Below are 26,923 nucleotides of genomic sequence, written 5' to 3' on the forward strand. Positions count from 1 at the left end.
GTTCAGATCAGATCAGATCACTCGGGATTGACCAGCCGGTCGCCCACGCGCACGCTTTGCTGCGACTGCAGAATGAGCGCGTAGGAGACGCGGTCAAAGCTGCGAAACACCATGGCCTGGCCGTTGGCCTCGCTGGGCAGGCGCAGCATGGCCTTGGCGTCGTCGGTCTTGTCCACCAGGCGCCTGCCTTCGGTCAGCAGCGTCAGCACCGTGCCCGGCTGCATGCCGTCGGCGCTGCCGCGGTTGATCGTCACCACCTGGTTGTTGCCGGCGTTGTAGACGGCCACGTCACCGTAGATCGACACCACGCGCGCGTCCACCGCCTGCGTTGGCGCGTGTGGCGTGTAGTTGGCAAAGCTGCGCTCGGGCGCGGGCAGCAGGCGGTCGCCGGCGCGCACTTCCTCGGTCGCGGAGATCAGGTCGACCGTGGCCGGCACGATGTCGGTGTCGATGCGGCCTTTGGCGTCGGTGGTTTCCTGTACGCCTTCGCTGCGCACCAGCTCGGCGCGGCCGACGTACTGCGCCTCCCAGCCCAGCACTTCGCCGGTCTGCGGATCCTTGAGCGCCTTGGGGTTGCGGAAGATCTGATATTGGCGCGGCACGCCCGGTGCCAGTTGCAGTGGGCTGCCTTCGGGGCCGCGGGCATAGGCGCGGTCGCCGCTGGACATCAGCACGCGCTGGTCTCGCGTGGCGACGATGCGCGGCGCCTGCTCCATCGCCAGCTCGTCGACGATTTGCGCGTGCACCAGAAAGGGCTCGACCAGGTGCTGCTGCAGTGTCGGCAGGGCCGAGGCCGACAGGCTGTCATAGCGCGTGCGCGGCGACACGCGGATGGTCTCGTCGCTGCCGCGGCTGGTGCGCAGGCGCGCGCGGCCGCCCGCTTTTTCCAGGTACAGCGTCTGGCCCGGGTAGATCAGGTGGGGGTTGGCAATGGTGTCCAGGTTCATGCCCCACAGCGCGGGCCAGCGCCAGGGCTGGCGCAGATACATGCCCGAAATGCCCCACAGCGTGTCGCCGCGCTTGACCACGTAGACGTCGGGCGCGCCCGGCGCCAGCTCGTCGAGCGGCACGCCGTCCTGCGCCACCTGCTGCGCCGTGGCGCGCTGCGCGGCCGTGATGGGGTAGTTCGGCGCCTGGGCCTGCGCCAGGGCGGTGCCGGCCAGCAGGCCGGCCGCAAGCACTGCCGCCAGGCGGGCGCCGACGCGGCGCGGCGCGGCCGGCTGGAGCGAGGCATTGTGGTGTGTGTGGTGCATGAATCGAACCTTCCTCCCGCTGACCCTCTCTGCGCTGGCCCATGGAGGGCGGCAGGCAGGAGATAAAAAACGTAACAAGTGCTTCAGATTTTGTGCCCAAGCCCTTGATTGGGCAACGATTATTGAGTGCTGCAGCGGCAGACCCCGGTAAAAGCGGCCAAAATAGTGACAAATTTCCTACGTTCGGCATGTCTGTCCTTCCCATTCTCTGCTATCCCGATCCGCGCCTGCACAAGGTGGCCCAGCCCGTGCAGGCGGTCGACGCGCGCATTCGCCAACTGCTCGACGACATGCTGGCGACCATGTATGACGCCAACGGCATTGGCCTGGCGGCCACGCAGGTCGACGTGCACGAGCGCGTCGTCGTCATCGACGTGTCCGAGGAGCGCGACCAGCCGCAGGTGCTGATCAACCCCGAGATCCTGTGGGCCAGCGAGGAGACGCGCGTGGGCGACGAGGGCTGCCTGTCGGTGCCCGGCATCTATGACGGCGTCGAGCGCTCGCTGGCGGTGCGCGTGCGCGCGCTCGACCGCGACGGCCAGCCGCGCGAGATCGAGGCCGAGGGGTTGCTGGCCGTGTGCATCCAGCACGAGATGGATCACCTGATGGGCAAGGTGTTCGTCGAATACCTGTCGCCGCTCAAGCGTGGCCGCATCAAGAACAAGCTGCTGAAGCAGCAAAAACAGGCCGAGAAGCAGGCCGAGCGCGCATGAGGCTTGCGGCCGCGCTTGCGCTTGCGCTGCTGCTGACCGCCTGCGCAGTGCCCGAGCACCAGACGCCGGGCACGCCGCGCGCGCAGGTCGTCGAAGCATTGGGCGCGCCCACGCTCGCGGTGCCGTTGGCCGGCGGCGGTGAGCGCCTGATCTACAGCCGCCAGCCCGCGGGCCAGCAGGTCTACCAGATCGACTTTGACGCCCATGCGCGCCTGACGCGTGTCGAGCAGGTGCTGACGCTGGCGCACTTTCAGGCACTGGTGCCCGGCGTCGATACGCGTGAGAGCGTGCGCGCGCAGTTCGGCCCGCCGGCGTTGGTCGAGCATGTGGCGCGCTTTGACGGCGACATCTGGACCTACCGCATCGAGGACATGGGCGAGCCGCGTCAGGCGCATGTGCACATTGACCCGGCGGGCGTGGTGCGCCTGGTGATGTTCACCGACGAGCAGCGCGGCGATCCGGACAGCCGCGCCCACTGACGTTGGTCGACGCCTGCCGACGCGCACCGCTGCTGCGCTGTTATCCTGCTTTTTTTCGTCTGTTGCGCCCATGAACGTCATTTTTGCCGGCACCCCGGAATTTGCCCGCGAGGCCTTGCACGCGCTCTTGCAGGCGGGCTTTGTGGTGCCGCTCGTGCTCACCCAGCCCGACCGCCCGGCCGGGCGCGGCATGCAGCTGCAGGCCTCGCCCGTCAAGCAGCTGGCGCAGGAGCGCGGCATTGCAGTGGCCCAGCCGCGCAGCCTGCGCCTGGACGGCAAATACCCCGAGGACGCGGCCAGCGCGCGTCAGGCGTTGCTGGATGCGCAGGCCGACGTGATGGTGGTGGCCGCCTACGGCCTCATCCTGCCGCAATGGGTGCTGGATCTTCCACGCTTGGGTTGCCTGAACATCCACGCCAGTGTGCTGCCGCGCTGGCGCGGCGCGGCGCCCATTCATCGGGCAATTCAAGCGGGCGACGCCGAGACCGGCGTGACCATCATGCAGATGGACGCAGGGCTTGATACTGGCGCGATGCTGCGTGTGGAGACGACCGCGATCACCGAGGACGACACGACCGCCACGCTGCACGACCGGCTGGCCGCCATCGGCGGGCGGCTCGTCGTCGACGTGCTGCGCCAAGCGCAACAGGAGCCGCTGGCGGCCACGCCCCAGCCGCAGCAAGGGGTGACCTACGCGCACAAGATCGACAAGGCCGAGAGCAGGATCGACTGGACGCTGCCGGCCGCCACGATTGCGCGCCAGGTGCGCGCCTTCGACCCCTTTCCCGGCGCTGCCACCGCGCTGGCTGACGCTGCCATCAAGGTCTGGGGCTGCGCCGTGGCCGATGCGCCGGCGCCCGCCGACGCCGCACCCGGCCAGGTGCTGGCGGCAGGCGCCACCGGCATCACCGTGGCCTGCGGCGAGGGCACGGCACTCACGCTCACCCGCTTGCAGCGCGCCGGTGGCAAGCGCCTGGCGGCGGGCGACTTTCTGCACGGCTTTGCGCTGGCGCCCGGCCAGCGGCTGCAGGGGCGCACGCCATGAGCCGCTGGGCTGCCAAGCGCGAGCAGCTGCGCAGCCTGATGGACGACCCGTTTTTTCGCCTGGGCGCCCAGGACATGGTGGGCACCGGCCTGGGCATTGCCGCCTGGGGCCTGGTCACCGGCGTCGCCATGGTCAAGATCGGGCTGTCGGCGCCGCTGGCCATCGTCATGTCGCTGCTGGTGTATGCCGGCAGCGCCCAGCTGTCGGTGCTGCCGCTGATGGCCGTCGGCGCGCCGCTGTGGGTGGTCTGGCTCACCGCCTCGTGCGTGAACCTGCGCTTCGTCATCTTCAGCAGCATGTGGCGCAGCTACTTTGCCCACCTGCCGCGGCGCCAGCGCATCGTGCTGGGCTATTTCAGCGGCGACGTGATCTTCGTAGGCTTCATGCAGCGCTTTCCCGAGCCGCAGCCCGCGCCGGGGCAACTGGCCTATTTCTGGGGCGCCGCGTCGCTCAACTGGCTGGCCTGGCAGATTCCGTCGATCTTCGGCATCGTGCTGGCCGAGGCGATACCGCTGTCCTGGGGCCTGGGTTTTGCCGGCGTGCTGGCGTTGCTGGGCGTGCTGCTGTCCATGCTCAACGACCGCGCCAGCTGGCTGGCCACGGTGGTCGCGTGCAGCGCGGCGATCGCCGCTTATGCGCTGCCGCTCAAGCTCAACATCCTGGTGGCGATTGCCGCGGCGGTCACCGCCGGCCTTGCCGCCGAGGCAGCCGAGCGCGCGCTGCGCCGCGCCCAGCTGCGCCAGCAGCCGGAGGAGACGCCATGACGCTGGCCGACACGCTGCTGGCGATTGCAGGCCTGACGGTGATCACCTTCATCACGCGCGCCTTCTTCATGCTGCCCGAGCGCGAGCTGCCACTGCCCGACTGGCTGCGCCGCGGTCTCAAGTACGCGCCGCTGGCGGCGCTGGCCGCCGTCATAGCGCCCGAGCTGTTCATGCAGCAGGGCGAGCTGCTGGCCACGCTGGCCGACGCGCGCCTGCCGGCGCTGCTGGCCGCGATGGGCTTTTACTTCTGGCGCCGCTCCATTCTGGGCACCATCGTCGCCGGCATGGTGGTCTATCTGCCGCTGCACATCGGCCTGGGCTGGTAGCGCAGGAGCTGCCGGCGCCCTGCGGGTTGTGCAGCGCAGCAACCCCCTACAATCGCCGCGACTTCGTGACTTCTCCCCCTATTTCCATGCAAATCATTCGCTTCTCCGACCTGTGCGCCCAGGGCAAGGCCCGCGGCCAGCGTGTTTTCATCCGTGCCGACCTGAACGTGCCGCTGGATGACGCCGGCCGCATCACCGAGGACACGCGCATCCGCGCCTCGGTGCCCTGCATCCAGATGGCGCTCGATGCGGGCGCCGCCGTCATGGTCACCAGCCACCTGGGCCGTCCGACCGAGGGCGAGTTCAAGCCCGAGGACTCGCTCGCCCCCGTGGCGCAGCGCCTGGGCGAGCTGCTGGGCCACCCCTACGAGAACGGTGTACCGCTGGTCGCCAACTGGGTCGGCGGCGTGAGCGTGCAGCCCGGCCAGGTCGTGCTGCTGGAGAACTGCCGCGTCAACAAGGGCGAGAAGAAGAACGATGCCGAGCTGGCGCAGAAGATGGCCAGCCTGTGCGACATCTACGTCAACGACGCCTTCGGCACCGCCCACCGCGCCGAGGGCACGACCTACGGCATCGCCGAATACGCCAAAACTGCCAGCGCCGGCCCGCTGCTGGCGGCCGAGATCGACGCCATCACCAAGGCGCTGGCCAACCCGAAGCGCCCACTGGTGGCCATCGTCGCCGGCTCCAAGGTATCGACCAAGCTGACCATTCTGCAAAGCCTGGCCAGGAACGTCGACGGCCTGGTCGTCGGCGGCGGCATCGCCAATACCTTTTTGCTGGCCGCGGGCTTAGCCGTAGGCAAGAGCCTGGCCGAGCCCGACCTGGTGGGCGAGGCCAAGGCGGTGATTGCCGCGATGGCCGCGCGCGGCGCCGAGGTGCCGATTCCTACCGACGTGGTCACCGCCAAGGCCTTTGCCGCCGACGCGCCCGCTACCGTCAAGAAGGCCGCCGACGTGGCAGACGACGACATGATCCTGGACATCGGCCCCGAGACCGCCGCCAGGCTGGCTGCGCAGCTCAAGGCCGCGGGCACCATCGTCTGGAACGGCCCGGTCGGCGTGTTCGAGTTCGACCAGTTCGCCGGCGGCACCCAGGCGATTGCCCGGGCGATTGCCGAGTCCAGCGCGTTCAGCATTGCCGGCGGCGGCGACACGCTGGCCGCGATCGCCAAGTACGGCATCGAGAAAGACGTGGGCTATATCTCCACGGGCGGCGGCGCCTTCCTGGAGGTGCTCGAAGGCAAGACCTTGCCCGCGTTCGAAATCCTGGAAAAGCGCGCCCGTGGGTGAGCGCTGTGCTGCGGTCCGCTGCGGCGCTCAGCGCCTGGGCGGCCACAGCACCGAGACGATCGCCAGCACCATCAGGCCGACCGCGCTCCAGTCCTGCCAGCGCAGCACCTCGCCCAGCCACCAGGCACCGGTGAACACGCCGATCACCGGAATCATCATCACGCTGAGCGTGGACGCCACCGGCGGCAGCGTGCGCGCCAGGTAGAACCAGGCGACTTGCGCAAAACCCAGCACCAGCACGCCGTTGTAGGCAATCGCGCCCCAGGTGCCGGCGCCGGGCCAGTGCCAGTGCCGGTGCTCCAACACGACGGCCAGCATCGTCATCGCAACGCAGGTCAGCGCCACCATCCAGAACGACAGCGTCAGCAGCGCCACCGGCACCTGCGAGCGGCGCAACTGCTGCACGCCCAGCGCCCAGGCGGCGGCCGACGCCAGCATCAGCGCCACGCCCAGCGTGCTGCCGCCCAGCAGCTGCATCTCGTTCCACAGCAGCAGCACCACGCCGATGGCCGCGGCCGCCACGCCGCCCCAGGCGCGCGCGGACAGCCGGTCGCCATAGAAGAAGCTGCCGATGACGGCCGAGAAGATCGGCATGGTGTAGCCCAGGATGGCCGCGCGCCCGCTCGACAGCATCGGGATGGCGACGATCATCAGCGCGTGCCAGGCGACCATGTTGGTCAGCGTCAACACCAGCAGGCGCGGCCAGAAGCTGCGCGGCACGGCAAAGCCCACGCCCTGTGCGCGCAGCACCTGCACCAGGATGGGCAGCGCGATCCAGAACGAAATCGTGCGAAAGGTAAGTGGTGGCAGGTCGGCCACGCCGAATTTCATGATGGGCCAGTTCAGGCCCCAGATCAGCGTGAGCAGCACCAGCACGACGAGCTGGCGGCGGGAGAAGGTGGGCATGGGCGCCGATTGTGCGCGATCGTCGCCCTGCGGCTCGCGGCCCCTAGAATCGGCCCATGACTTTTCTAGACATGCTGCGCCAGGCTTCGGCGCGCAACGACTCGCTGCTGTGCGTGGGGCTGGACCCCGAGCCGACCCGCCTGCCCAAGATGCTGCAGGAGCGCCCCAGCGCGCTGTATGACTTCTGCGCCGCCATCGTCGACGCGACGGCCGACCTGGCGTGCGCGTTCAAGCCGCAGATCGCCTACTTTGCCGCGCAGGGCGCCGAAGACCAGCTCGAACGCCTGTTGCAGCACATCCGCACGCACGCGCCGCACGTGCCGGTCATCCTGGACGCCAAGCGCGGCGACATTGGAAGCACTGCCGAGCAGTACGCGCGCGAGGCCTTCGAACGCTATGGCGCCGACGCGGTGACGCTTTCGCCTTTCATGGGCTGGGACTCGGTCGAGCCCTATCTGCGCTACCCCGGCAAGGGCGCCTTTTTGCTGTGCCGCACCTCCAATCCTGGCGGCGACGATTTCCAGAGCCAGCGCCTGGCCAGCGTCGAGGGCCAGCCGCTGCTGTACGAGCACATCGCGCGCCTGGCCCAGGGGCCGTGGAACAAGAACGGCCAGCTCGGCCTGGTCGTCGGCGCCACGTATCCGGACGAGATCGCCCGCGTGCGTGCGCTGGCGCCCACGCTGCCGTTGCTCATTCCCGGCGTGGGCGCGCAGGGCGGCGACGCGGCCGCCACGGTGCGCGCCGGCCTGACCGAGCGCGGGCCCATCATCGTCAACTCCTCGCGCGCCATCCTCTACGCCTCGGCCGGCGAGGATTTTGCCCAGGCTGCGCGCGCCGCGGCGCTGGCCACGCGCGACACGCTCAACGCGGCGCGTTGACGCACCGTCCGCCGGCCATGCAGTTCAAGTGGCTGGAGGACTTCATCGCGCTGGCGCGCGAGCGCAGCTTTACCCGCGCGGCCGAGAGCCGCCACGTCACCCACCCCGCATTCGGGCGGCGCATCCGCGCGCTGCAGGCCTGGGCGCAAACGCCGCTGGTCGAGCCCGGCAGCACGCCGCTGCGCCTGACGCCGGCCGGCCAGGCGCTGCTGGAGAGCGCCGAGCACCTGGTGCGCCATCTGGCGCTGACGCACGACGAGCTGCAGGCGATTGCCGGGCGCGGCGCGCACAGCGTGACGCTGGCCACCGGCCGCACGTTGGCACGAACCCTGGTCGCGCAATGGCTGCTGCCGTGGCGCCCGCTGCTGGGGCCGCTGGGCACGCTGCGCGTGCGCACCGGGTCGCTGGCCGAGACCGTCGACCTGCTGCGCGCAGGCGGTGCCGACTTTGCGCTGCTGTACCACCACCAGGCGCTGGTCGTGCCGCTGGACGGGCGCCAGTTCCAGCACCTGACGCTGGCGCGCGACCGGTTGGTGGCCGTGGCGCGTGCCACGGCCGACGGCGCGCCGCTGTTTCGCCTGAGCGCGACGGCGCCCGTGCCGCATGTGGCCTATGCGCGCACGCTGGCGCTGGGCCGCCTGCTCGAAGACCACCTGGCCCAGCACCCGGCGGCGCCCGCGCTGCGCACGCTGCTGGAGTGCGACTCGCCCGACGCGAGCTATGAGTATGTGCACCAGGGCCTGGGCGTGTGCTGGCTGCCCTGGTCGATGGTGCAGGCCGACTGCGCGGCCGCCCGCCTGGCGCTGGCTGGCGACGCCTGCCTGGACGTGGGCTTCGACGTGCGCCTGTACCGCCCCAAGCGGCGCCTGGCGCCGCTGGCCGAGCGCCTGTGGAGCGCGGTTGCGGCGCAGCCGCGCTGATTCCTGTCGGCTCGATTTGGCAGGTCGCGGTGCCGATTCGGCACGCACGCACCCAGGGACACTTCGCACAATCGGCGCACAAACATACAAGGAGACACCGATGCGCCCCACCTTCCGCCTGACGCGCCGCGCACTTGCGGCGCCGCTGTTGCTGGGCACCTGCCTGGCGCTGGCCGCCGCGCTGCCGGCCGCGGCCCAGGACTGGCCGAGCAAGCCCATCACCATCGTCGTCGGCTACCCGCCGGGCGGCAGCACCGACCTGACCGGCCGGCTTGTGGCCACCGAGCTGGGCAACCGCCTGGGCCAGACCGTGGTGGTCGAGAACCTGGGCGGTGCCGGCGGCACGATTGCCGCGCAGAAGGTGGCCAACGCCGCGCCCGACGGCTACACGCTGCTGGTCGGCTCCAGCAACGAGCTGGCGATTGCCAAGCAGGTCACGCCGCGCACCGTCAAGTACAGCCCCGAGCAGTTCACGCCGATCGGCCTGATCGGCGCGCAGCCGCTGGTGCTGGTCGCGTCCACCTCGACCGGCGTGAAGAACGCGCAGGACTTCATCGAGCGCGTCAAGGCCAGCCCGGGCAAGTTCAGCTACGGCAGCTCGGGCGTCGGCACCGCGCTGCATCTCGCCGGCGAGATGGTCAAGGAGCAGGGCGGCCTGTTCATGACGCACATCCCGTACCGCGGCGTCGGCCCGCTGACCAACGACCTGATCGGCAACAACCTGGAGTTCGGCGTCTTCGTGCTCTCCAGCGGCCTGCCGCACATCAAGGCCGGCAAGGTGGTCGCGCTGGGTACGACGGCGGCCAAACGGGCGTCCGCCACGCCCGACATTCCGGCACTGGCCGAACTGGCGCAGTTCAGCAAGGTCGACATCGAGAGCTGGTTTGCGCTGGCCGGCCCGGCGCAGCTGCCGCCTGCCATCGTCAGCAAGCTGAAAAAGGCGCTGAACGAGACGCTGCAGTCGCCCGACTTCCGCCAGAAGATGACCGCCGCAGGTTCTTCCATTGCCGCGCCCGACGCCGACCTGGCGCAGTTCTGGAAGGACGAAGTGGCCAAGTACGTCCAGGTCGTCAAGTTCGCAAAGATCGACGAATGAGCACCGCCTTGCGTTTTGATCTGGGCGCGCCCGACCTGGGCGCCTGGCGCGCCGGCAACACCGGCGTCGAAGGCGTCTGGCACTTCGATTCGGGCCGCCCCGGGCGGCGCGTGATGATCAGCGCGCTCATCCACGGCAACGAGCTGTGCGGCGCCTGGGCGCTCAAGGATCTGCTCGACGCCGGCGTACGCCCGATGGCCGGACAGCTGACGCTGGCGTTGTGCAACCTGGCGGCGTTCGACCAGTTCGACCCCGGAAACCACGACGCTTCGCGCTTCGTCGACCAGGACATGAACCGCCAGTGGCAGGACGCGCGCATCGACGCTGCCGACACGCTGGAGCGCCGCCGCTGCGCCGCGCTGCGGCCCTTTGCGCAGGCGGCCGACTGGCTGCTCGACCTGCACTCGATGCACGAGCCCGGCGCGCCGCTGCTGCTGACCGGCATGCAGCCCCGCAACCTGCAACTGGCCCGCGCAATGGGCGCGCCCGAGCACATCGTCATCGACGCCGGCCACCAGGATGGCACGCGGCTGCGCGACTACGGGCGCTTCGGCCTGCCCGACGCCGAGGCCGGCGACAGTCGCTCGCTGTTGGTGGAATGCGGCTTTCACGGCGACCCGGCCAGCCGCGGCGTGGCGCGCGACCAGTGCGTGCGCTTCCTGCAGGCGGCCGGCACGCTGGCCCCGGATGCGCTGCCCGGCTGGCGCCAGATGGATGCGCCGCGCCAGTGGGCGCTGGAGGTTACCGGCCCGGTGGTGGCGAAAAGCGAGCGCTTTGCCTTCACCGAGCCCTTCACCGGCCTGGAGGTGATCGCCCGCGCCGGCACCGTGATCGGCGACAACGACGGCGAGCCGGTCACCACGCCCTACGACGACTGCGTGCTCGTCATGCCCAGCACGCGCCAGGCGCGCGCCGGCGTCACCGTCGTGCGTTTTGCGCGACGAAGGCCGCTGTGAACGGCTGAAATAAACCGGGATCGCGACCAGGATCCGGGCGTGAGCGCTGTAGCTTTCAGATACATTTGAGGCCGGGGCCGCGGGGCGTGCGCTTCGCGGCGTTGCCGTATTTGCCGCTTTTTGTCTGAAACACGCCATGCCGCTGCTCTCACGCCTGCCTCTGCTGCACAAATTCCTCATCCTGGCGCTGGTCGGTGTGCTGATGAGTGCCTTGCCCACCTGGATGTTCGTACGCGAGTCGCTGCACGACATCCGCATCGCCCAGCGCGAGGCCCAGGGCGCGGCGCCCATGATTGCGCTCAGCCAGCTGGTGCAGCGTGTGCAGCAGCACCGCGGCCTGGCCGCCGGCATGCTGGGCGGCGACGCGCGCATGGCTGAGCGCCGCGAGGCGGTGCGCGACCAGCTGACGCAGCTGGCGGCAGGCGCCGAGGCGGCGTTTGATGCGGCCGGCGTGGCGCCCGAGCGCCGCGCGCAATGGACGCGCGCGCGCCAGTCCTGGCAGCAGCTGGAGGCGGGCGTGTCCGGCCGTACGCTGCGCCACGACCAGAGCACCGCCGAGCACACCGCGCTGATTGCCGAGTTGATGGCGCTGTCGGGCGAGCTGCTGCACGACTATGGCCTGCAGCTCGAGCCCCAGGCGCACACGCATGCACTGATCCAGGCGGCGCTGGTGAGCACGCCGGTGCTGGGCGAAAAACTGGGCCAGATGCGCGCGCGTGGCACCGGCTACCTGGCGCAGGGCGAGCTGCCGGTGCGCGGCGCCGGCGAGCTGGCCGCGCTGGGCCAGCGCATCGACGAGCTGATGGGTGAGGCCTTCGGCCAGTACGAGCGCGCCATGCAGGGCGACGCCGGCGACCGTGACGCGCTGCAGGCCGCGGTACGCAAGGCGCACGCCGAGGCCGGTGAGGCCCTGGCGCTGGCGCGCAAGGAACTGATTGACGCCAGCGTGCTGATGCTGGCGGCGCCGTCGTATTACGACACCTTTACGCGCACCATCGACGCGCTGTACGCGCTGAATGCCCAGGCGCTGCAGCGCATGGACGCGGCGCTGCAGGCGCGCCAGTCGCAGCTGCGCGGCCTGTTGTTGACCGAAGGGCTGTTTTTGCTGGCCCTGGTGGCGCTGGGCGGCTGGCTGATGCTGGTCTTCGTGCGCTCGATCACCCGCCCGCTGGGCCAGGCCATCGAGCTGGCGCACGCAGTGGCCGCGGGCGACCTGTCCGGCGGCGACATCGTCCATGGCAGTGACGAGGTGGGGCGGCTGATGGAGGCCCTGGTGCAGATGCGCCGCCAGCTCACCGGCGTGGTGGCGCGCGTGCGCAGCAACGCCGACGGCGTGGCCACCGCCAGCGCCCAGATCGCCCAGGGCAACCAGGATCTGTCGGCGCGCACCGAAAGCCAGGCCAGCGCGCTCGAAGAAACCGCCGCTGCGATGGAGCAGATGACCGCCACCGTGCGCCAGAACGCCGACAGCGCAGCCCAGGCCACCGAGTTGGCCGGCAACGCCAGCAGCGTGGCGCAGCAGGGCGGCGAGGTGGTGGCGCAGGTGGTGCAGACCATGGCGGGCATCCACGCCTCGTCGGGGCGCATTGCCGACATCATCGGCGTGATCGACTCGATCGCCTTTCAGACCAACATCCTGGCGCTCAACGCGGCCGTCGAAGCCGCCCGCGCCGGCGAGGCCGGGCGCGGCTTTGCGGTCGTCGCCGGCGAGGTGCGCCAGCTGGCGCAGCGCAGCGCGCAGTCGGCCAGCGAGATCAAGGCCTTGATCGGCGAGAGCGTGCGCAGCGTGGACGCGGGCAACGCGCTGGTCGAGCGCGCCGGCAGCACCATGCAGGAGGTGGTGGCCGCGGTGCGCCGCGTCACCGACATCATGGGCGAGATCAGCGCCGCCAGCCGCGAGCAGAGCCAGGGCGTGGCCCAGGTCGGCGAGGCGGTGACGCAGATGGACCAGACCACGCAGCAAAACGCCGCGCTGGTCGAGGAGATGGCCGCCGCAGCAGCCAGCCTGAGCGGCCAGGCGCAGGAGCTGGTGCAGGGCGTGGCGGTGTTTCGCCTGCAGCAGGCCCGGGGTGTGCCGGCTTTGCAATAAGCGCCAAAGGGCCTCGAAACTTCCCTTCCGTCATTCCGGCCTTCGCCGGTATGACGGGGACGGCGGCGCGCGGCTGCGCTCAGCGGTCCAGCACGCGCTTGAGGTATTGCCCAGTGTGGCTGGCCGCGCAGTCGGCCACCTGCTCAGGCGTGCCCTGTGCCACCACCTGGCCGCCGCCTGCGCCGCCCTCGGGGCCCATGTCGATGATCCAGTCGGCGGTTTTCAGCACGTCCAGGTTGTGCTCGATCACGACGATGGTGTTGCCGGCATCCCGCAGCTGCAGCAGCACCTGCAGCAGCAGGTCGATGTCGGCAAAGTGCAGGCCGGTCGTCGGCTCGTCCAGGATGTAGAGCGTGCGGCCGGTGTCGCGGCGGCTCAGTTCCTGCGCCAGCTTCACGCGCTGGGCCTCGCCGCCCGACAGCGTGGTCGCGCTCTGGCCCAGGCGGATGTAGGACAGGCCCACCTGCAGCAGCGTCTGCAGCTTGCGGGCAATCGCCGGCATGTCCTTGAAGAAGGCGTGGGCGTCTTCCACGGTCATCTCCAGAATCTGCGCGATGTTCTTGCCCTTCCACTGCACCTGCAGCGTCTCGCGGTTGTAGCGCTGGCCGTGGCAGACGTCGCAGGGCACGTAGACGTCGGGCAGGAAGTGCATCTCCACCTTCACCACGCCGTCGCCCTGGCAGGCCTCGCAGCGTCCGCCGCCGCTGGCCTGCGAGACGTTGAACGAGAAGCGCCCCGGCCCGTAGCCGCGCTCGCGCGCGGTGGTGGTCTCGGCCATCAGCTCGCGGATCGGCGTGAAGAGTCCGGTGTAGGTGGCCGGGTTGCTGCGCGGCGTGCGGCCGATGGGCGACTGGTCGACGTTGATGACCTTGTCGAAATGCTCCAGCCCGGTGATTGCCTCGTGCGCCGCCGCCTCGTCGTGCGCGCGGTGGATGGTGCGCGCCGCCGCGCGGTGCACCGTATCGTTGACCAGCGTGGACTTGCCCGAACCCGACACGCCGCTCACGCAGGTCAGCAGCCCGACGGGGATGTCGACGCTGACGCTCTTCAGGTTGTTGCCGCTGGCGCCGATGATGCTGACCTTTTGCAGCGCGCCGGGCGCGGGCGCAGGAGCCGCGGCGGTCTTGCGCGGCTGCGGAAAGCCGGAGGCGGCGGCCTTGCGCGGTGCGGCAGCGCCGGCATCGGCGCGCTCGGGCAGCCACGGCGTGCGCTGGAGTGGCACCGCGATGCTGCGCGCGCCCGACAGATACTGGCCGGTGAGCGACCGGGCGTTGGCCGCCAGCGCCTGCCAGTCGCCTTCGGCCATGACCTCGCCGCCATGCACGCCTGCGCCCGGGCCCATGTCGATGCAGTGGTCGGCGGCGCGGATCATGTCCTCGTCGTGCTCGACGACGATGACGCTGTTGCCCAGGTCGCGCAGCCGCGTGAGCGTGGCGATCAGGCGGTCGTTGTCTCTTTGGTGCAGGCCGATGCTGGGTTCGTCGAGCACGTACATCACGCCCGTGAGGCCCGAGCCGATCTGGCTGGCCAGGCGGATGCGCTGTGCCTCGCCGCCGCTGAGCGTGTCGGCGCTGCGCGCAAGGCTGAGGTAGGACAGGCCGACGTCGTTCAGAAAGCGCAGGCGGCTGGCGATCTCGCGCACCACCTTGTCGGCAATCTCGGCCTTGGCGCCGCTCAGCTGCAGCGTGTCGAACCAGTGCTGGGCGCCGGACAGCGTCATCTGGCTGACCTCGTGGATGGCGCGCGCGGCCTCGCCCTCGCCGACGCGCACATGGCGCGCCTCAAGGCGCAGGCGCGCGCCGCCGCATTCGCTGCACGGCTGGCTGACGCGGTAGCGCGCCAGCTCCTCGCGCACGACGTTGGAGTCGGTCTCGCGCCAGCGCCGCGCCATGTTGGGCAGGATGCCCTCGAACGGGTGCTCCTTGGTTACCGGCGCGCCTTGCGCGTCGCCCAGTGAATACTGGAACGCGATCGCTTCGTCGCCCGAGCCGCCCAGCACCACCTGCCGCACCGCGTCGGGCAACTGCTCGAACGGGGTTTCGACGTCGAAGACGTAGTGCGCCGCCAGGCTTTGCAGCATCGAGAAATACAGCGCGTTGCGTTTGTCCCAGCCCTTGATCGCGCCGGCGGCAAGGCTGAGCGACGGAAAGGCGACGACGCGCGCCGCGTCGAACACCTCCTGGTGGCCCAGGCCGTCGCAACCCGGGCAGGCGCCGCTGGGCGAGTTGAACGAGAACAGCCGCGGCTCCAGCTCGGCCAGCGCGTAGTTGCACAGCGGGCAGGCAAAGCGGCTGCTGAACAGGTGCTCGGCGCCGCCGTCCATCTCGACGGCGAGCACGCGGCCCGCGCCCTCGGCGCCGCCCACGCGCAGCACGGCCTCGACGCTCTCGGCCAGGCGCTGGGCCAGGTCGGCGCGGATGCGCACGCGGTCGATCACCACGTCGATGTCGTGCTTCTCGGTTTTCTTCAGCGCCGGCAGCTGCTCGTGCTCGTAGATCTTCCCGTCGACGCGAAAGCGCACATAGCCCAGCGCCTGCATCTGCGCGAATTGCTCGGTGAACTCGCCCTTTTTCTGGCGTGCCAGCGGCGCCAGCAGCATCAGCCGCGTGCCCTCGGGCAGCGCCAGCAGCGCGTCGACCATCTGGCTGACGGTCTGCGCCTGCAGCGGCAGGTGGTGCTCGGGGCACCAGGGCGTTCCGGCGCGCGCCCACAGCAGGCGCAGGTAGTCGTGGATCTCGGTGACCGTGCCGACCGTGGAGCGCGGATTGTGGCTGGTCGCTTTCTGCTCGATGGCGATCGCTGGCGACAGGCCTTCGATCAGGTCGACGTCGGGCTTGTCGAGGCGCCCAAGAAACTGACGCGCGTAGCTCGACAGGCTCTCGACGTAGCGCCGCTGCCCTTCCGCGTACAGCGTGTCGAACGCCAGCGACGACTTGCCCGAGCCCGACAGCCCGGTGACCACGACCAGCCGGTTGCGCGGAATGTCCAGGTCGATGTTCTTGAGGTTGTGCGTGCGCGCGCCGCGGATCGCGATGCGCTGCGCATGCAGCTGCGCGCCCAGGTAGGCGGCGCCGTCCGGGGCGGGGAGTGTGTGTTCAGGGGGCGGCTGGGTCACGGCGCACGGGCTCCTGCGCGCGGGCGCGGGCAGGAGCGGCAGGGGTGTGGATGGAGTGCGGGCGGTGGCGGATGCTCAGTCGCTCAGCCCCAGCATCAGCTGCAGGTTCTGCACCGCCGCGCCGCTGGCGCCCTTGCCCAGGTTGTCCAGGCGCGCCACCAGCACCGCGTGGTGGTAGGCGTCGTTGCCGTACACGCGCAGCTCCAGGTGGTTGGTGTCGTTGAGCGCCTGGGCGTCGAGCTTGCCGTCCTCGGTGGCCGGCATCACCTTGACCCAGTGCTGCGGTGTGTCGGTGCGCGCGTAGTGCGCCTGCAGCACCGCGTGCAGGTCGGCTACGCGCGGCTGGCCGGGCAGCAGGTCCAGGTGCAGCGGCAGTTCCACCAGCATGCCCTGGCGGAAGTTGCCCACCGCCGGCACGAAGATGGGCCGGCGCTTGAGGCCGGTGTACTTCATGATCTCGGGCAGGTGCTTGTGTGACAGCGCCAGCGCGTACAGCTCGTAGGGCGCGGCCTGGCCGCTCTCGTAGGCCTCGATCATCGTGCGCCCGCCGCCCGAGTAGCCGCTGACCGAGGGCAGGGCCAGCGGGTAATCCTGAGGGATCAGCCCCGCATCCACCAGCGGGCGCAAGAGCGCGATGGCGCCGGTGGCGTAGCAGCCGGGGTTGGCCACGCGGGTGGCCTGGCGCACCGCATCCCGCTGGCCGGGCGCGAGCTCGGGAAAGCCGAACACCCAGCCGTCGGCCGTGCGGTGGGCGGTCGAGGCGTCGATGACCTTGATCGTGCGGCCGGTCTCGGCGGTGATCGCGTCGATCATCGCCACGCTGTCCCGCGCCGCGTCGTCGTGCAGGCACAACACGACCAGGTCCACGCCCTCGATCAGCCGGCGCTTGGCCGCCGCGTCCTTGCGCAGCGCCGGGTCGATGCTGACCAGCTCCACGCCGGCCATGGCTTGCAGCCGTTCGCGGATTTGCAGGCCGGTGGTGCCGGCCTCGCCGTCGATGAAAACCTTGGGCATGGGGTGTTCTCCTGGGGCTGGTGCGGTGCAGCGCGCGGGCTGCATCGTCAAGATGGAGTAAGTAGGATGCGCTGCAATGGTGCGACGCAGCATGATACAGTTAGCCGCTGTCTCGTCCCCCGACTGCGGCCATTGCGACCGCCCGCCGGCTGAACGGGCCCCAAAAATACCATCCTTCCCTGAGAGAGACCTCATGAAGATTCACGAATACCAAGGCAAGGAAATCTTGCGCAGCTTTGGCGTGCCCGTTCCCCGCGGCATTCCCGCGTTCACGGTGCAGGAAGCCGTGGAAGCGGCCCAGAAACTCGGCGGCCCCGTGTGGGTCGTGAAGGCGCAGATCCACGCCGGCGGCCGCGGCAAGGGCGGCGGCGTCAAGGTCGCCAAGACCATCGACGACGTGAAGGCCCTGGCAGGCCAGATCCTCGGCATGCAGCTGGTCACGCACCAGACCGGGCCCGAGGGCCAGAAGGTGCGCCGCCTGTACATCGAGGACGGCGCCGACATCAAGAATGAGCTCTACATCTCGCTGGTCACCGACCGCGCCACGCAGAAGGTCGCGCTGATCGCCTCGTCCGAGGGCGGCATGGACATCGAGGAAGTGGCGCACAGCACGCCCGAGAAGATCATCACCGAGATGATCGACCCGCTCACCGGCATCACCGCCGAGCAGAGCAAGAAGGTGGCAGCCGCCATCGGCCTGACCGGCGCCTCGGTCGACCAGGCCGTCGACCTGTTCGCCAAGCTCTACAAGTGCTACATGGACACCGACGCGTCGCTGGTCGAGATCAACCCGCTCAACTGCGACTCCAAGGGCAATCTGATGGCGCTGGACGCGAAGTTCAACTTCGACTCCAACGCGCTGTTCCGCCACCCCGACATCGTCGCGCTGCGCGACCTGGACGAGGAAGACCCGGCCGAGGTCGAGGCCAGCAAGTTCGACCTTGCCTACATCTCGCTGGACGGCAACATCGGCTGCCTGGTCAACGGCGCCGGCCTGGCCATGGCCACCATGGACACCATCAAGCTGTTTGGCGGCGAGCCGGCCAACTTCCTGGACGTGGGCGGCGGCGCCACCCCCGAGAAGGTCACCGAAGCCTTCAAGATCATGCTCAAGAACCCCAAGGTCAAGGGCATCCTGGTCAACATCTTCGGCGGCATCATGAAGTGCGACACCATCGCCACTGGCGTCATCACGGCCTGCAAGGCCGTCAACCTGCAAGTGCCGCTGGTCGTGCGCATGAAGGGCACGAACGAAGAGCTGGGCAAGAAGATGCTGGCCGAGTCGGGCCTGCCCATCATCAGCGCCGACACCATGGCCGAAGCGGCCACCAAGATCGTCGAAGCCGTCCGTTAAGCCCCGGAGAGAACCCATGTCGATTTACATCAACAAAGACACCAAAGTCATCACCCAGGGCATCACTGGCAAGACTGGCCAGTTCCACACCGAGAAGTGCCAGGAATACGCCAACGGCAAAAACTGCTTCGTCGCGGGCGTGAACCCCAAGAAGGCCGGCGAGAAGATTTTCAACATCCCGATCTACGGCACCGTCAAGGAAGCCGCGCAGCAGACCGGCGCCACGGTCAGCGTGATCTACGTGCCGCCGGCAGGCGCAGCCGCCGCCATCTGGGAAGCCGTCGAGGCCGACCTGGATCTGGCGATCTGCATCACCGAGGGCATCCCGGTGCGCGACATGCTGGAAGTGCGCAACAAGATGAAGGCCAAGGAAGCTGCCGGCGGCAAGCGCACGCTGCTGCTCGGCCCCAACTGCCCCGGCCTGATCACGCCCGACGAGATCAAGATCGGCATCATGCCCGGCCATATCCACAAGAAGGGCCGCATCGGCGTGGTTTCGCGCTCGGGCACGCTGACCTATGAAGCCGTCGCGCAGCTGACCGAGCTGGGCATCGGCCAGTCGTCGGCCGTGGGCATCGGCGGAGACCCGATCAACGGCCTCAAGCACATCGACGTGATGCGCGCCTTCAACGACGATCCCGACACCGACGCCGTGATCATGATCGGTGAGATCGGCGGCCCCGATGAGGCCGAGGCCGCGCGCTGGTGCAAGGACAACATGAAGAAGCCCATCGTCGGCTTCATCGCCGGCGTCACCGCGCCTCCCGGCAAGCGCATGGGCCACGCCGGCGCGCTGATCTCGGGCGGCGCCGACACGGCCGACGCCAAGCTCGCCATCATGGAAGAGTGCGGCTTCACCATCACGCGCAACCCATCGGAGATGGGTCGCCTGCTCAAGGGCCTGCTGTAAACGCGGCACTTGATGCACGACGCCAGTGGAGCGATCCACTGGCGTTTTTTCATTCCAGGGGGCAGATCGAGCCATTGGCGGTTTGCACGCTTCTTCTATGATGCACGCTGCTTTTTTCTGCATCCTCCCGCTCACTTGTCCGCTCGCTTCAGGCAGTTTGTGCTGATCCACCCGATGAAATCTCTGCCCTGTCTCGTTCTGCACTGCGCGGGCGTCTCCGATACCGGACGGGTGCGCAACAACAACGAAGACGCGATGGCCTGGCACGCCGGTACCGGCCTTGCCGTGCTGGCCGACGGCATGGGAGGCTACAACGCCGGCGAGGTGGCGGCGGCGCTGGCCGTCGACGGCATTGGCAGCGACATGCTGCGCTGGCTGCGCCAGCACCCGGGCAGCAGCGCCGAGCAGGTACAGCAGGCGCTGGCCGCCGCGGTGCGCGCGGCAAACCAGGCCATCGTGCGGCACGCCGGCAGCGACGCGCAATGCGCCGGCATGGGAACGACGCTGGTGGCCGCAGTGTTTGGCGCCGGCACGCTGGTGCTGTGCCACGTCGGCGACTCGCGCTGCTACCGCCTGCGCGCGGGCAGCCTGCAGCAGCTCACGCGCGACCATTCCTGGCTGCAGGAGCAGATCGACGCGGGCTGGCTCAGCGCCGAGGAAGCGCAGTACTACGGCCCGCGCAACCTGGTGACGCGGGCGCTCGGGGTGCAGGACAATGCTCAGGAGGAATGCCAGAACCTGCCCGTGCAGGCGGGCGACCTGTATCTGCTGTGCTCGGACGGCCTGCACGACCTGATCGGCGACGCACTGCTGCAAGCCGCTCTGGCTCGTAGCCAGACGCTGGAGGACAAGGCGCAAAGCCTGGTAGACCTGGCCAACGCCCATGGCGGCAACGACAATATCAGCGTCCTGCTGGTGCAGGTTGGTGCCGCCGGCGATTGCGCCGACAATGGACTTTTGCAGGCGCCCTTGCAGCGCCTGCCCTGAGAGGTCGGGAAAATTCTCCATGCCCGCTTTGCACGCCAAAACACTCCCACTCATCGTTGCAAATACTCGCCATGGCCCGAGCCATGGCTGTGTTTTGCGTCTTGATTGGGTGCGTTTTGGTGCGCCTCTCGGGCACGGCCAATTTATTCTCAACCTCTACGGGTGTCGCCCTGTGCGGATACGCCATGCCATGAAAACACGAGTGACGCCATGCCCAAACTGATAGTGTCGATCGACGGAGTGGTCCTCAAGGAGGTGTCCTTGAACAAGGCGCACACCACCATTGGCCGGCGCCCGTACAACGACATCGTGATCGACCACCTGGTGGTCAGCGGCGAGCATGGCGTCTTTCACCTGCAGGACGGCGGCGTCGAAGTCGAAGACCTCAACAGCACCAACGGCACCTACGTCAACGGCAAGATCATCCAGCGCCAGCAACTGCGCAGCGGCGACATCGTCGAGATGGGCAAGTACCGCATCCGCTTCCTGGACGACCCGGGCGAGGGCGAATTCGAAAAAACCATGTTCGTGCAGCCCGGCGCGGGCGCCGCGCCGCAGCGCGCCGACGCCCAGGCCATGGCGGCGGCCGTCGCCACGACGCGCAATGCCGTGGTGCGCGTCGTCAGCGGGGCCGCCAGCGGCCGCGAGATGGCGCTGGTCAAGGTGGTCACGACCATCGGCAAGCCCGGCGTGGCTGTCGCGTCGATCACCAAGCGCCACCAGGGTTTCGTGCTCGCCCATGTCGAGGGCGCGCACCCGCCCACGCTCAATGGCAAGGGCATCGACCCGTTTGCCTCGGTGCCGCTGAGCGACGGCGACCACATCGCGCTGGCCGACACGCAGCTGCAATTCCTCTACACCTGAGCCGGCCGGCCTCGGGCCTCTCGTCGCCATTGCGCGCAGTATGATGGCGGGTTGCGCGGCTGCCCGTAGCTCAACCGGATAGAGCAATTGCCTTCTAAGCAATAGGTCGGGGGTTCGAGTCCCTCCGGGCAGGCCAGCCCTGTTGCGCTCTCCCCTGCATTGCTGCGCCTTCGCTGCGCCGATTTCCCCCGCTGCCCGATGGCCAAGGAAAAAACCCTCTACACCTGCACCGAATGCGGTGCCACCAGCCCCCGCTGGCTGGGCAAATGCCCGGGCTGCGGCGCGTGGAACACGCTGATCGAGGCGCTGGCCGAGCCTGCGGCGGCCGGGCGCAACCGCCTGAGCGCGGCCGTGCCCGGGCAGTACGCGGGGCTGGCGCAGGCGCAGCCGGTGGTGCCGCTGGCGGCGATCGAGGCGGCCGACGTGGCGCGCACGGCCACCGGCATGGATGAGCTCGACCGCGTGCTCGGCGGCGGCGTGGTCGAGGGCGGCGTGGTGCTGATCGGCGGCGACCCGGGCATCGGCAAGTCCACGCTGCTGCTGCAGGCGCTCGACGCGCTGCAGCGCCTGGGCCTGCCGACGCTGTACGTGACCGGCGAGGAGAGCGGCGCGCAAGTGGCGCTGCGCTCGCGCCGCCTTGGCATCGAGGGCAGCCAGGTGCAGGTGCTCGCCGAGATCGGGCTGGAGAAAATCCTCGCCACGGTCGACGCGGTGCAGCCGGCCATCGTCGTGATCGATTCGATCCAGACCGTTTACTCCGACCAGCTCACCAGCGCGCCGGGCAGCGTCGCGCAGGTGCGCGAGTGCGCCGCCCACCTGACGCGCCTGGCCAAGGCCACCGGCATCGCCGTGGTGCTGGTGGGCCACGTGACCAAGGAGGGCGCGCTGGCCGGCCCGCGCGTGCTCGAACACATGGTCGACACCGTGCTGTATTTCGAGGGCGACACGCACAGCAGCTTCCGCCTGGTGCGCGCGATCAAGAACCGCTTTGGCGCAGTGAACGAGATCGGCGTGTTCGCGATGACCGAGCGCGGCCTGCGCGGGGTGGCCAACCCCAGCGCCATCTTCCTCTCCCAGCACAGCGAGCCGGTGCCGGGCTCGTGCGTGCTGGTCACGCTGGAGGGATCGCGCCCGCTGCTCGTCGAGATCCAGGCGCTGGTCGACGGCGGCGGCATCAGCCCGCGGCGCCTGTCGGTGGGCCTGGAGCGCGACCGCCTGGCGATGCTGCTGGCGGTGCTGCACCGCCATGCGGGCGTGGCCTGCGCCGACCAGGACGTGTTCGTCAACGCCGTCGGCGGCGTGCGCATCAGCGAGCCCGCGGCCGACCTGGCGGTGATGCTGGCCATCACCAGCAGCCTGCGCGCGCGGGCGCTGCCCAAGGGCTTCATCGCCTTTGGCGAGGTGGGCCTGGCCGGCGAGGTGCGCCCCGCGCCGCGCGGCCAGGAGCGCCTGAAGGAGGCGGCCAAGCTGGGTTTCATGGTCGCCGTCGTGCCCAAGGCCAACGCGCCCAGGAAGCCGATCGCCGGCCTGGCCATCCACGCGGTCGAGCGCGTGGAGGAGGCGATGGACGTGGTGCGCGGGCTGGACTGATCGAGCCCGACGGCCGCCGCCCTACCATTGCGCCATGGCAGCCCCTCGCAGCTTCGAACCCCAATGCTCGGTGCGCCGCTATGGCGGCGAGCACCACGCACATGCGCACGACTTCGCGCAAATTTTCTACGCGCTCGAAGGCGGTATGGATCTGGAGATCGCCGGGCGCGCCGCCTTTGTCGACAGCGCCTGCGGCATCGTCATTCCCGCGGGCCTGGATCACGGCTATTGCGCCGAGCACAGCGCCCGCATCCTGGTGATCGACGCGCCCGACCAGGTGGGCCTGGCGCGCCTGCGCCGCTTTGCCGTACCGACGCCCTGGCGTGGCCAGGTGCTGGCGCCGCAGGCCGTGGCGGAGCGTCTGGCCGCCGTGCTGCAGGCGCCCGGGCTGCTCGCGCGCCGGCGCATCGACCTGGCGCGGCTCACGCAGCAGGTGCAGGCGGCGCTGCACGAAGACTGGCCCACGGCCCGGCTGGCCGCGCTGTGCCACTTGAGCGCGCAGCGCTTTCATGCGCGGCTGGTCGAGCTGATCGGCCAGACGCCCCAGGCCTGGCTGCGCGGCCTGCGCCTGGATCGCGCCGCGCAACTGCTGGCCGCGGGCCAGCCGCTGGAGACCACGGCGCTGGCCTGCGGCTACGCCAGCGCCAGCGCGCTGGCCTACGCGCTCAGGCGCGAGCGCGGCGTGGGCGCGCGCGATTTGCGCCGCGCATTGAATTAGGGCCCTAATAGCCGCTTGCATTGGCGGGCTGGAGCGCCGGCATCCTGTCGGCATTGCACAGCACAAACGTCGCCGGCCCCCACCCCGGCCCCCCAGAGGGGGAGGGAGTGACGGGAGCACTGCGCGCGTTTCTCGACAATTGACCGGCGCCGGCGGGCGCACCATCGCCACATGAACGACGCACGACATTCCGCCCGCGGTATTGCGCTGGTGCTGGCCGCCGCGATGCTCTGGGGCACGACGGGCACGGCGCAAAGCCTGGCGCCGGCCACGCTGTCGCCCTATTGGGTGGGGGCGCTGCGCCTGGTCATCGGCAGCGGCTTTTTTGCGCTGCTGGCCTGGGGCGCACCGGCGCGCTCTGGCCCCTGGCCCTGGGCGCGCATGTTGCTCGCCGGCGCCTGCGTCGCGGTCTACAACCTGAGCTTTTTTGCCGGCGTGCGCCAAAGCGGCGTGGCGCTGGGCACGGCGATCGCCATTGGCAGCGGCCCCATCTGGGCCGGGCTGCTGCAGACGGTGCAGGCGCGGCGCCTGCCGCCGCCGCTGTGGTGGCTGGGCACGCTGGTCAGCGTGGCCGGCGGCGTGGCCATGGCGCTGGGCCAGGGCGGCGGCCTGCACCTGAGCGCCGCCGGCGTGGCGCTATGCCTGCTGGCGGGCCTGGCCTACGCCGCGTATACGCTGGCCAACAAACAACTGGTGCTGGTGCTGGGCACGGTGCGCACCAATCTGGCGGTGTTCGGCAGCGCGGCGCTGGTTTCGGTGCCTGCGGCCTGGGCGCTGGGCGGCGCGCTGCAGGCGGGCGCCAGCAGCTGGGCGGTGGTGTTGTTCCTGGGGCTGGTCAGCACCGGGCTGGCCTATCTGCTGTTCACCAGCGGGCTGCGGCACATCTCGGGGGCCACCGGGGTCACGCTGGCGCTGGGAGAGCCGGTCACCGCCTTCGTGCTGGCGGTGCTCGTCGTCGGCGAACCCCAGCAACTGCTGGCCTGGCTGGGGCTGGCCGGTGTGATTGCCGGCCTGTGGGTGGTGGCGTGGGCGGAGTTGCGGGCGCAATCGTAGACTTGGCGGCAGATGACGCGCCGCTCCACGTCATCCCGGCGCATGCTGCAATCTTCGCCGGGGTGACGAGCGGTGAATCACACCCGAACCATTTGCTGCCATGACCATCGCTTTGCTGAACCCCTTCGTTTTTTCCTGCCGCCGGTGCGCCTGGGTGCTGGGCGTCGCGGCGGCGCTGGCGCTGCCCCTGCCGGCGCTGGCGCAGGTGGACGTGGGCAGCGCCTCGGCGCTGCGCAAGCTGGTGCCGGCGCAGACGCTGGAGCAGGCCGCCGACAAGCAGTACGACCAGCTGCTGGCCCAGGCAAAAGCGCAGCGCGCGCTGGCACCGGACAACAATGCGCAGCTGGTCAAGCTGCGCGCGATCGCCCGGCGCCTGATCCCGTTCACCAGCCAGTGGAACAGCCGCGCCGGCCAGTGGCGCTGGGAGGTCAACCTGATCGGCAGCAGCGAGGTCAACGCGTTCTGCATGCCCGGCGGCAAGATCGCGTTCTACACCGGCATCCTCGACCGCCTCAAGCTGACCGACGACGAGATCGCGATGATCATGGGCCACGAAATGGCGCACGCGCTGCGCGAGCATGCGCGCTCGCGCCTGGCCAAGACGCAGGCGACCAGCCTGGGTCTGTCGATCGGCGCGCAGCTGCTGGGCCTGGGCGACCTGGGCAACGCAGCGGCCAACCTGGGCACGCAGCTGCTGTCGCTGCAGTACAGCCGCTCCGACGAGAGCGAGGCCGACCTGGTCGGCCTGGAGCTGGCCGCGCGCGCCGGCTACAACCCGCAGGCCGCGGTCACGCTGTGGCGCAAGATGGGCGAGGTGACGGGCAGCGGCGGTGCCAGCTTTCTGTCGACCCACCCGAGCGGCCCCGAGCGCATCCGCGAGCTGGAGCGCAACGTACCGCGCGTGATGGGGCTGTACCAGCAGGCGCGGCGCTGACCGGCGCTGTTCAGGCTTTCGCGCCTGGCGCCGCCGCCAGGGCCGCGGCCAGGTCGGCGTGCAGCGCGGCGCCGCCGGCCTCCAGCAGGCCGATGCGCCGCGCCATGTCCAGCGGCTGGCCGGCAAGCGCCGCCAGATGCACCTGCAGGCCGCGCTGGCGGCAGGCCTGCAGCAGGGTCTGCAGCGTGCCCGCGCCGGTCGAGTCCATGTAGATCACCCCGCCCAGGTCGAGCACCAGCGCGCCGGTGCCGGCATGGGGGGCGGGCAGTGCGTCCTGCACCGTCTCCAGCGCGGTGGCCGAGCCGAAGAACAGCGCGCCGGACATGCGCCAGGCGGCGACGCCGGGCGGCGCGTCGGCCAGCGCCAGCGGCTCGGCGCGCGTCAGCGCGGCCATGCGGTAGATGAAGGTGGCGCAGGCGGCCAGAATGCCAACCTGCACCGCTACCGTCAGGTCGAACACCACGGTCAGCAAGAACACCGCCAGCAGCGTGGCGCGGTAGGTGCCGCGGTAGCGGCGCAGGTGCACGAAGGCGCGCCACTCGCCCATGTTCCAGGCCACGTGCAGCAGGATGGCGGCCAGGCACGCCAGCGGAATCGAGCTGGCCAGCGGCGCGGCCACCAGGATGACGGCCAGAAGCACCACCGCATGCACCATGCCCGCCACCGGGCTGGTGGCGCCGCTCTTGACGTTGGTGACGGTGCGCGCAATCGTGCCGGTGGCCGGCATGCCGCCCAGAAACGGCACGACGAAGTTGGCAATGCCCTGGGCCATCAGCTCCTGGTTGGGGTCGTGGCGGTCGCCGATGATGCCGTCGGCCACGCGCGCGCACAGCAGCGACTCGATCGCGCCCAGCAGCGCCAGCGTGATCGCCGGCATCAGCACGAAGCGCGCCGATTCCCATGAAAAATCGGGTAGCGCAAACGCCGGCAGCTCTCCCGGAATGCCGCCAAAGCGGCTGCCTATCGTCTCCACCGGCAGCTTGAACAGCGCGACGACGATGGTCGACAGCGCCAGCGCCACGATGGCGCCGGGCACCGTATTGAGCTTGCCCGAGAACGGCGCGCGCGCGCCCAGCGACGGCATCCAGTGCTGCCAGAGGGCGATGACCGCGAGCGAGGCGAGCGCCACGCCCAGCGCCCAGCCGTTGGTCGTGTGCAGCTGCTGCCAGACCGTGGACAGGATGCCGAAGAAGTCCGCCGGCATTTGCGCCACGCGCAGCCCCAGGAAGTCCTTGACCTGCGACAACGCGATCAGCACCGCGATGCCGTTGGTGAAGCCGGTGATGACCGCCACCGGAATGAAGCGCACCAGCGTGCCCAGGCGAAACAGTCCCATGGCGAACAGCAGCACGCCCGACAGCGCGGTGGCAATGATCAGGTTGGCCACGCCGTACTGCTGCACGATGCCGTAGACGATGACGATGAACGCGCCGGCCGGCCCGCCGATCTGCACGCGGCTGCCGCCCAGCAGCGCGACGAGAAAGCCGGCGATGATGGTGGTGAAGATGCCCGCCTCGGGCTTGAGCCCCGAAGCGATGGCGAACGCCATGGCCAGCGGCAGCGCGACGACGGCGACCGTCAGGCCGGCGCCGATGTCGGCGATCAGCCGCGTGCGGTCATAGCCCTGAAGGGCGTCGAGAAGTCGGGGGCGGAAAACGAAAGCCATG

24 protein-coding genes and 1 tRNA gene are annotated in these 26,923 nt (G+C 69.8%); 20 read left to right on the forward strand and 5 right to left on the reverse strand.

What is annotated here, in order from left to right; all coding sequences use genetic code 11:
* Window positions 1-17: 17 nt before the first annotated feature.
* A complete protein-coding gene (locus ABD767_RS12605; protein WP_103043989.1) occupies window positions 18-1,253 on the reverse strand; it encodes a LysM peptidoglycan-binding domain-containing protein in 1,236 nt (411 codons plus the stop codon).
* Between the two features lie 188 nt (window positions 1,254-1,441).
* On the opposite strand from ABD767_RS12605, the gene def reads away from it, so the two are divergent.
* The 6 genes from def to ABD767_RS12635 all read left to right on the forward strand — a co-directional run bounded on the left by def (window position 1,442) and on the right by ABD767_RS12635 (window position 5,872).
* Complete coding sequence (gene def / locus ABD767_RS12610; RefSeq protein ID WP_103043988.1) at window positions 1,442-1,966, forward strand: peptide deformylase; 525 nt, start codon at window positions 1,442-1,444, stop codon at window positions 1,964-1,966.
* A complete protein-coding gene (locus tag ABD767_RS12615) occupies window positions 1,963-2,445 on the forward strand; it encodes a hypothetical protein (RefSeq protein ID WP_103043987.1) in 483 nt (160 codons plus the stop codon). Before def ends, ABD767_RS12615 begins: the two co-directional genes overlap by 4 nt.
* A 70-nt stretch (window positions 2,446-2,515) precedes the next feature.
* Window positions 2,516-3,490: a methionyl-tRNA formyltransferase gene (fmt, locus tag ABD767_RS12620; RefSeq protein ID WP_103043986.1), complete on the forward strand. Its 975-nt coding sequence runs from the start codon at window positions 2,516-2,518 to the stop codon at window positions 3,488-3,490.
* On the forward strand, window positions 3,487-4,254 hold the full coding sequence (locus tag ABD767_RS12625; protein ID WP_103043985.1) for an AzlC family ABC transporter permease: 768 nt from the start codon (window positions 3,487-3,489) through the stop codon (window positions 4,252-4,254). Before fmt ends, ABD767_RS12625 begins: the two co-directional genes overlap by 4 nt.
* Window positions 4,251-4,580, forward strand: a complete 330-nt coding sequence (locus tag ABD767_RS12630) for an AzlD domain-containing protein (RefSeq protein ID WP_103043984.1) — start codon at window positions 4,251-4,253, stop codon at window positions 4,578-4,580. The genes ABD767_RS12625 and ABD767_RS12630 overlap by 4 nt, the downstream gene beginning before the upstream one ends.
* An 86-nt stretch (window positions 4,581-4,666) precedes the next feature.
* Window positions 4,667-5,872: a phosphoglycerate kinase gene (locus ABD767_RS12635; RefSeq protein ID WP_103043983.1), complete on the forward strand. Its 1,206-nt coding sequence runs from the start codon at window positions 4,667-4,669 to the stop codon at window positions 5,870-5,872.
* 27 nt (window positions 5,873-5,899) lie between these two features.
* Here the strand turns inward: ABD767_RS12635 and ABD767_RS12640 are convergent, their stop codons facing one another.
* Entirely contained in the window at window positions 5,900-6,778 is an 879-nt protein-coding gene (locus ABD767_RS12640) for an EamA family transporter (protein WP_103043982.1), read from the reverse strand.
* A 56-nt stretch (window positions 6,779-6,834) separates the two neighbouring features.
* On the opposite strand from ABD767_RS12640, the gene pyrF reads away from it, so the two are divergent.
* From pyrF to ABD767_RS12665, 5 genes are all read left to right on the forward strand, one after another.
* Window positions 6,835-7,656 (forward strand): orotidine-5'-phosphate decarboxylase, encoded by an 822-nt coding sequence (pyrF, locus tag ABD767_RS12645; protein ID WP_103043981.1) that lies wholly within the window; start codon window positions 6,835-6,837, stop codon window positions 7,654-7,656.
* A gap of 17 nt (window positions 7,657-7,673) precedes the next feature.
* Window positions 7,674-8,576, forward strand: coding sequence for a LysR substrate-binding domain-containing protein (locus tag ABD767_RS12650; protein WP_103043980.1), 903 nt, complete (start codon window positions 7,674-7,676; stop codon window positions 8,574-8,576).
* A gap of 100 nt (window positions 8,577-8,676) precedes the next feature.
* Complete coding sequence (locus tag ABD767_RS12655; RefSeq protein ID WP_103043979.1) at window positions 8,677-9,672, forward strand: tripartite tricarboxylate transporter substrate-binding protein; 996 nt, start codon at window positions 8,677-8,679, stop codon at window positions 9,670-9,672.
* Window positions 9,669-10,628: a M14 family metallopeptidase gene (locus ABD767_RS12660; protein WP_103043978.1), complete on the forward strand. Its 960-nt coding sequence runs from the start codon at window positions 9,669-9,671 to the stop codon at window positions 10,626-10,628. Before ABD767_RS12655 ends, ABD767_RS12660 begins: the two co-directional genes overlap by 4 nt.
* A 136-nt stretch (window positions 10,629-10,764) precedes the next feature.
* Entirely contained in the window at window positions 10,765-12,717 is a 1,953-nt protein-coding gene (locus ABD767_RS12665; protein ID WP_103043977.1) for a methyl-accepting chemotaxis protein, read from the forward strand.
* A 79-nt stretch (window positions 12,718-12,796) separates the two neighbouring features.
* On the opposite strand, the gene uvrA is transcribed toward ABD767_RS12665, so the two are convergent.
* Entirely contained in the window at window positions 12,797-15,832 is a 3,036-nt protein-coding gene (gene uvrA / locus ABD767_RS12670; RefSeq protein ID WP_103043976.1) for an excinuclease ABC subunit UvrA, read from the reverse strand.
* A 75-nt stretch (window positions 15,833-15,907) separates the two neighbouring features.
* A complete protein-coding gene (gene argC, locus ABD767_RS12675) occupies window positions 15,908-16,846 on the reverse strand; it encodes an N-acetyl-gamma-glutamyl-phosphate reductase (RefSeq protein WP_103043975.1) in 939 nt (312 codons plus the stop codon).
* Window positions 16,847-17,039: 193 nt separating this feature from the next.
* Between argC and sucC the strand changes: the two genes are divergently transcribed.
* The 9 genes from sucC (at window position 17,040) to ABD767_RS12720 (ending at window position 25,256) form a co-directional block, all read left to right on the forward strand.
* Window positions 17,040-18,200 (forward strand): ADP-forming succinate--CoA ligase subunit beta, encoded by a 1,161-nt coding sequence (gene sucC / locus ABD767_RS12680; protein ID WP_103043974.1) that lies wholly within the window; start codon window positions 17,040-17,042, stop codon window positions 18,198-18,200.
* A 16-nt stretch (window positions 18,201-18,216) separates the two neighbouring features.
* Window positions 18,217-19,110, forward strand: a complete 894-nt coding sequence (gene sucD / locus ABD767_RS12685; RefSeq protein WP_103043973.1) for a succinate--CoA ligase subunit alpha — start codon at window positions 18,217-18,219, stop codon at window positions 19,108-19,110.
* Between the two features lie 174 nt (window positions 19,111-19,284).
* Window positions 19,285-20,097 (forward strand): Stp1/IreP family PP2C-type Ser/Thr phosphatase, encoded by an 813-nt coding sequence (locus ABD767_RS12690; protein ID WP_103044002.1) that lies wholly within the window; start codon window positions 19,285-19,287, stop codon window positions 20,095-20,097.
* Between the two features lie 210 nt (window positions 20,098-20,307).
* Entirely contained in the window at window positions 20,308-20,961 is a 654-nt protein-coding gene (locus ABD767_RS12695; protein ID WP_103043972.1) for an FHA domain-containing protein, read from the forward strand.
* Between the two features lie 59 nt (window positions 20,962-21,020).
* A tRNA-Arg gene (locus ABD767_RS12700) sits at window positions 21,021-21,097 on the forward strand.
* 62 nt (window positions 21,098-21,159) lie between these two features.
* Complete coding sequence (radA, locus tag ABD767_RS12705; RefSeq protein ID WP_344869743.1) at window positions 21,160-22,551, forward strand: DNA repair protein RadA; 1,392 nt, start codon at window positions 21,160-21,162, stop codon at window positions 22,549-22,551.
* 34 nt (window positions 22,552-22,585) lie between these two features.
* The gene (locus ABD767_RS12710; protein WP_103043970.1) at window positions 22,586-23,269 is read left to right on the forward strand and encodes a helix-turn-helix domain-containing protein; all 684 of its coding nucleotides are present in this window, start codon (window positions 22,586-22,588) and stop codon (window positions 23,267-23,269) included.
* A 171-nt stretch (window positions 23,270-23,440) separates the two neighbouring features.
* Complete coding sequence (locus ABD767_RS12715; protein WP_103043969.1) at window positions 23,441-24,322, forward strand: EamA family transporter; 882 nt, start codon at window positions 23,441-23,443, stop codon at window positions 24,320-24,322.
* A gap of 100 nt (window positions 24,323-24,422) precedes the next feature.
* Window positions 24,423-25,256: a M48 family metalloprotease gene (locus tag ABD767_RS12720; protein ID WP_103043968.1), complete on the forward strand. Its 834-nt coding sequence runs from the start codon at window positions 24,423-24,425 to the stop codon at window positions 25,254-25,256.
* A gap of 10 nt (window positions 25,257-25,266) precedes the next feature.
* On the opposite strand, the gene ABD767_RS12725 is transcribed toward ABD767_RS12720, so the two are convergent.
* Window positions 25,267-26,922: a SulP family inorganic anion transporter gene (locus tag ABD767_RS12725; RefSeq protein ID WP_103043967.1), complete on the reverse strand. Its 1,656-nt coding sequence runs from the start codon at window positions 26,920-26,922 to the stop codon at window positions 25,267-25,269.
* Between the last annotated feature and the right edge of the window lies 1 nt (window position 26,923).

Source organism: Comamonas faecalis (assembly GCF_039538025.1).
GTDB classification, from domain to species: Bacteria; Pseudomonadota; Gammaproteobacteria; order Burkholderiales; family Burkholderiaceae_C; genus Comamonas_C; species Comamonas_C faecalis.

Excerpts from the sequence above, each read along its gene's own strand:
- ABD767_RS12605 (WP_103043989.1), bottom strand. The coding sequence starts at position 1,253 with ATGCACCACACACACCACAATGCCTCGCTCCAGCCGGCCGCGCCGCGC.
- def (WP_103043988.1), top strand. The coding sequence starts at position 1,442 with ATGTCTGTCCTTCCCATTCTCTGCTATCCCGATCCGCGCCTGCACAAG.
- ABD767_RS12615 (WP_103043987.1), top strand. The coding sequence starts at position 1,963 with ATGAGGCTTGCGGCCGCGCTTGCGCTTGCGCTGCTGCTGACCGCCTGC.
- fmt (WP_103043986.1), top strand. The coding sequence starts at position 2,516 with ATGAACGTCATTTTTGCCGGCACCCCGGAATTTGCCCGCGAGGCCTTG.
- ABD767_RS12625 (WP_103043985.1), top strand. The coding sequence starts at position 3,487 with ATGAGCCGCTGGGCTGCCAAGCGCGAGCAGCTGCGCAGCCTGATGGAC.
- ABD767_RS12630 (WP_103043984.1), top strand. The coding sequence starts at position 4,251 with ATGACGCTGGCCGACACGCTGCTGGCGATTGCAGGCCTGACGGTGATC.
- ABD767_RS12635 (WP_103043983.1), top strand. The coding sequence starts at position 4,667 with ATGCAAATCATTCGCTTCTCCGACCTGTGCGCCCAGGGCAAGGCCCGC.
- ABD767_RS12640 (WP_103043982.1), bottom strand. The coding sequence starts at position 6,778 with ATGCCCACCTTCTCCCGCCGCCAGCTCGTCGTGCTGGTGCTGCTCACG.
- pyrF (WP_103043981.1), top strand. The coding sequence starts at position 6,835 with ATGACTTTTCTAGACATGCTGCGCCAGGCTTCGGCGCGCAACGACTCG.
- ABD767_RS12650 (WP_103043980.1), top strand. The coding sequence starts at position 7,674 with ATGCAGTTCAAGTGGCTGGAGGACTTCATCGCGCTGGCGCGCGAGCGC.
- ABD767_RS12655 (WP_103043979.1), top strand. The coding sequence starts at position 8,677 with ATGCGCCCCACCTTCCGCCTGACGCGCCGCGCACTTGCGGCGCCGCTG.
- ABD767_RS12660 (WP_103043978.1), top strand. The coding sequence starts at position 9,669 with ATGAGCACCGCCTTGCGTTTTGATCTGGGCGCGCCCGACCTGGGCGCC.
- ABD767_RS12665 (WP_103043977.1), top strand. The coding sequence starts at position 10,765 with ATGCCGCTGCTCTCACGCCTGCCTCTGCTGCACAAATTCCTCATCCTG.
- argC (WP_103043975.1), bottom strand. The coding sequence starts at position 16,846 with ATGCCCAAGGTTTTCATCGACGGCGAGGCCGGCACCACCGGCCTGCAA.
- sucC (WP_103043974.1), top strand. The coding sequence starts at position 17,040 with ATGAAGATTCACGAATACCAAGGCAAGGAAATCTTGCGCAGCTTTGGC.
- sucD (WP_103043973.1), top strand. The coding sequence starts at position 18,217 with ATGTCGATTTACATCAACAAAGACACCAAAGTCATCACCCAGGGCATC.
- ABD767_RS12690 (WP_103044002.1), top strand. The coding sequence starts at position 19,285 with ATGAAATCTCTGCCCTGTCTCGTTCTGCACTGCGCGGGCGTCTCCGAT.
- ABD767_RS12695 (WP_103043972.1), top strand. The coding sequence starts at position 20,308 with ATGCCCAAACTGATAGTGTCGATCGACGGAGTGGTCCTCAAGGAGGTG.
- radA (WP_344869743.1), top strand. The coding sequence starts at position 21,160 with ATGGCCAAGGAAAAAACCCTCTACACCTGCACCGAATGCGGTGCCACC.
- ABD767_RS12710 (WP_103043970.1), top strand. The coding sequence starts at position 22,586 with ATGGCAGCCCCTCGCAGCTTCGAACCCCAATGCTCGGTGCGCCGCTAT.
- ABD767_RS12715 (WP_103043969.1), top strand. The coding sequence starts at position 23,441 with ATGAACGACGCACGACATTCCGCCCGCGGTATTGCGCTGGTGCTGGCC.
- ABD767_RS12720 (WP_103043968.1), top strand. The coding sequence starts at position 24,423 with ATGACCATCGCTTTGCTGAACCCCTTCGTTTTTTCCTGCCGCCGGTGC.
- ABD767_RS12725 (WP_103043967.1), bottom strand. The coding sequence starts at position 26,922 with ATGGCTTTCGTTTTCCGCCCCCGACTTCTCGACGCCCTTCAGGGCTAT.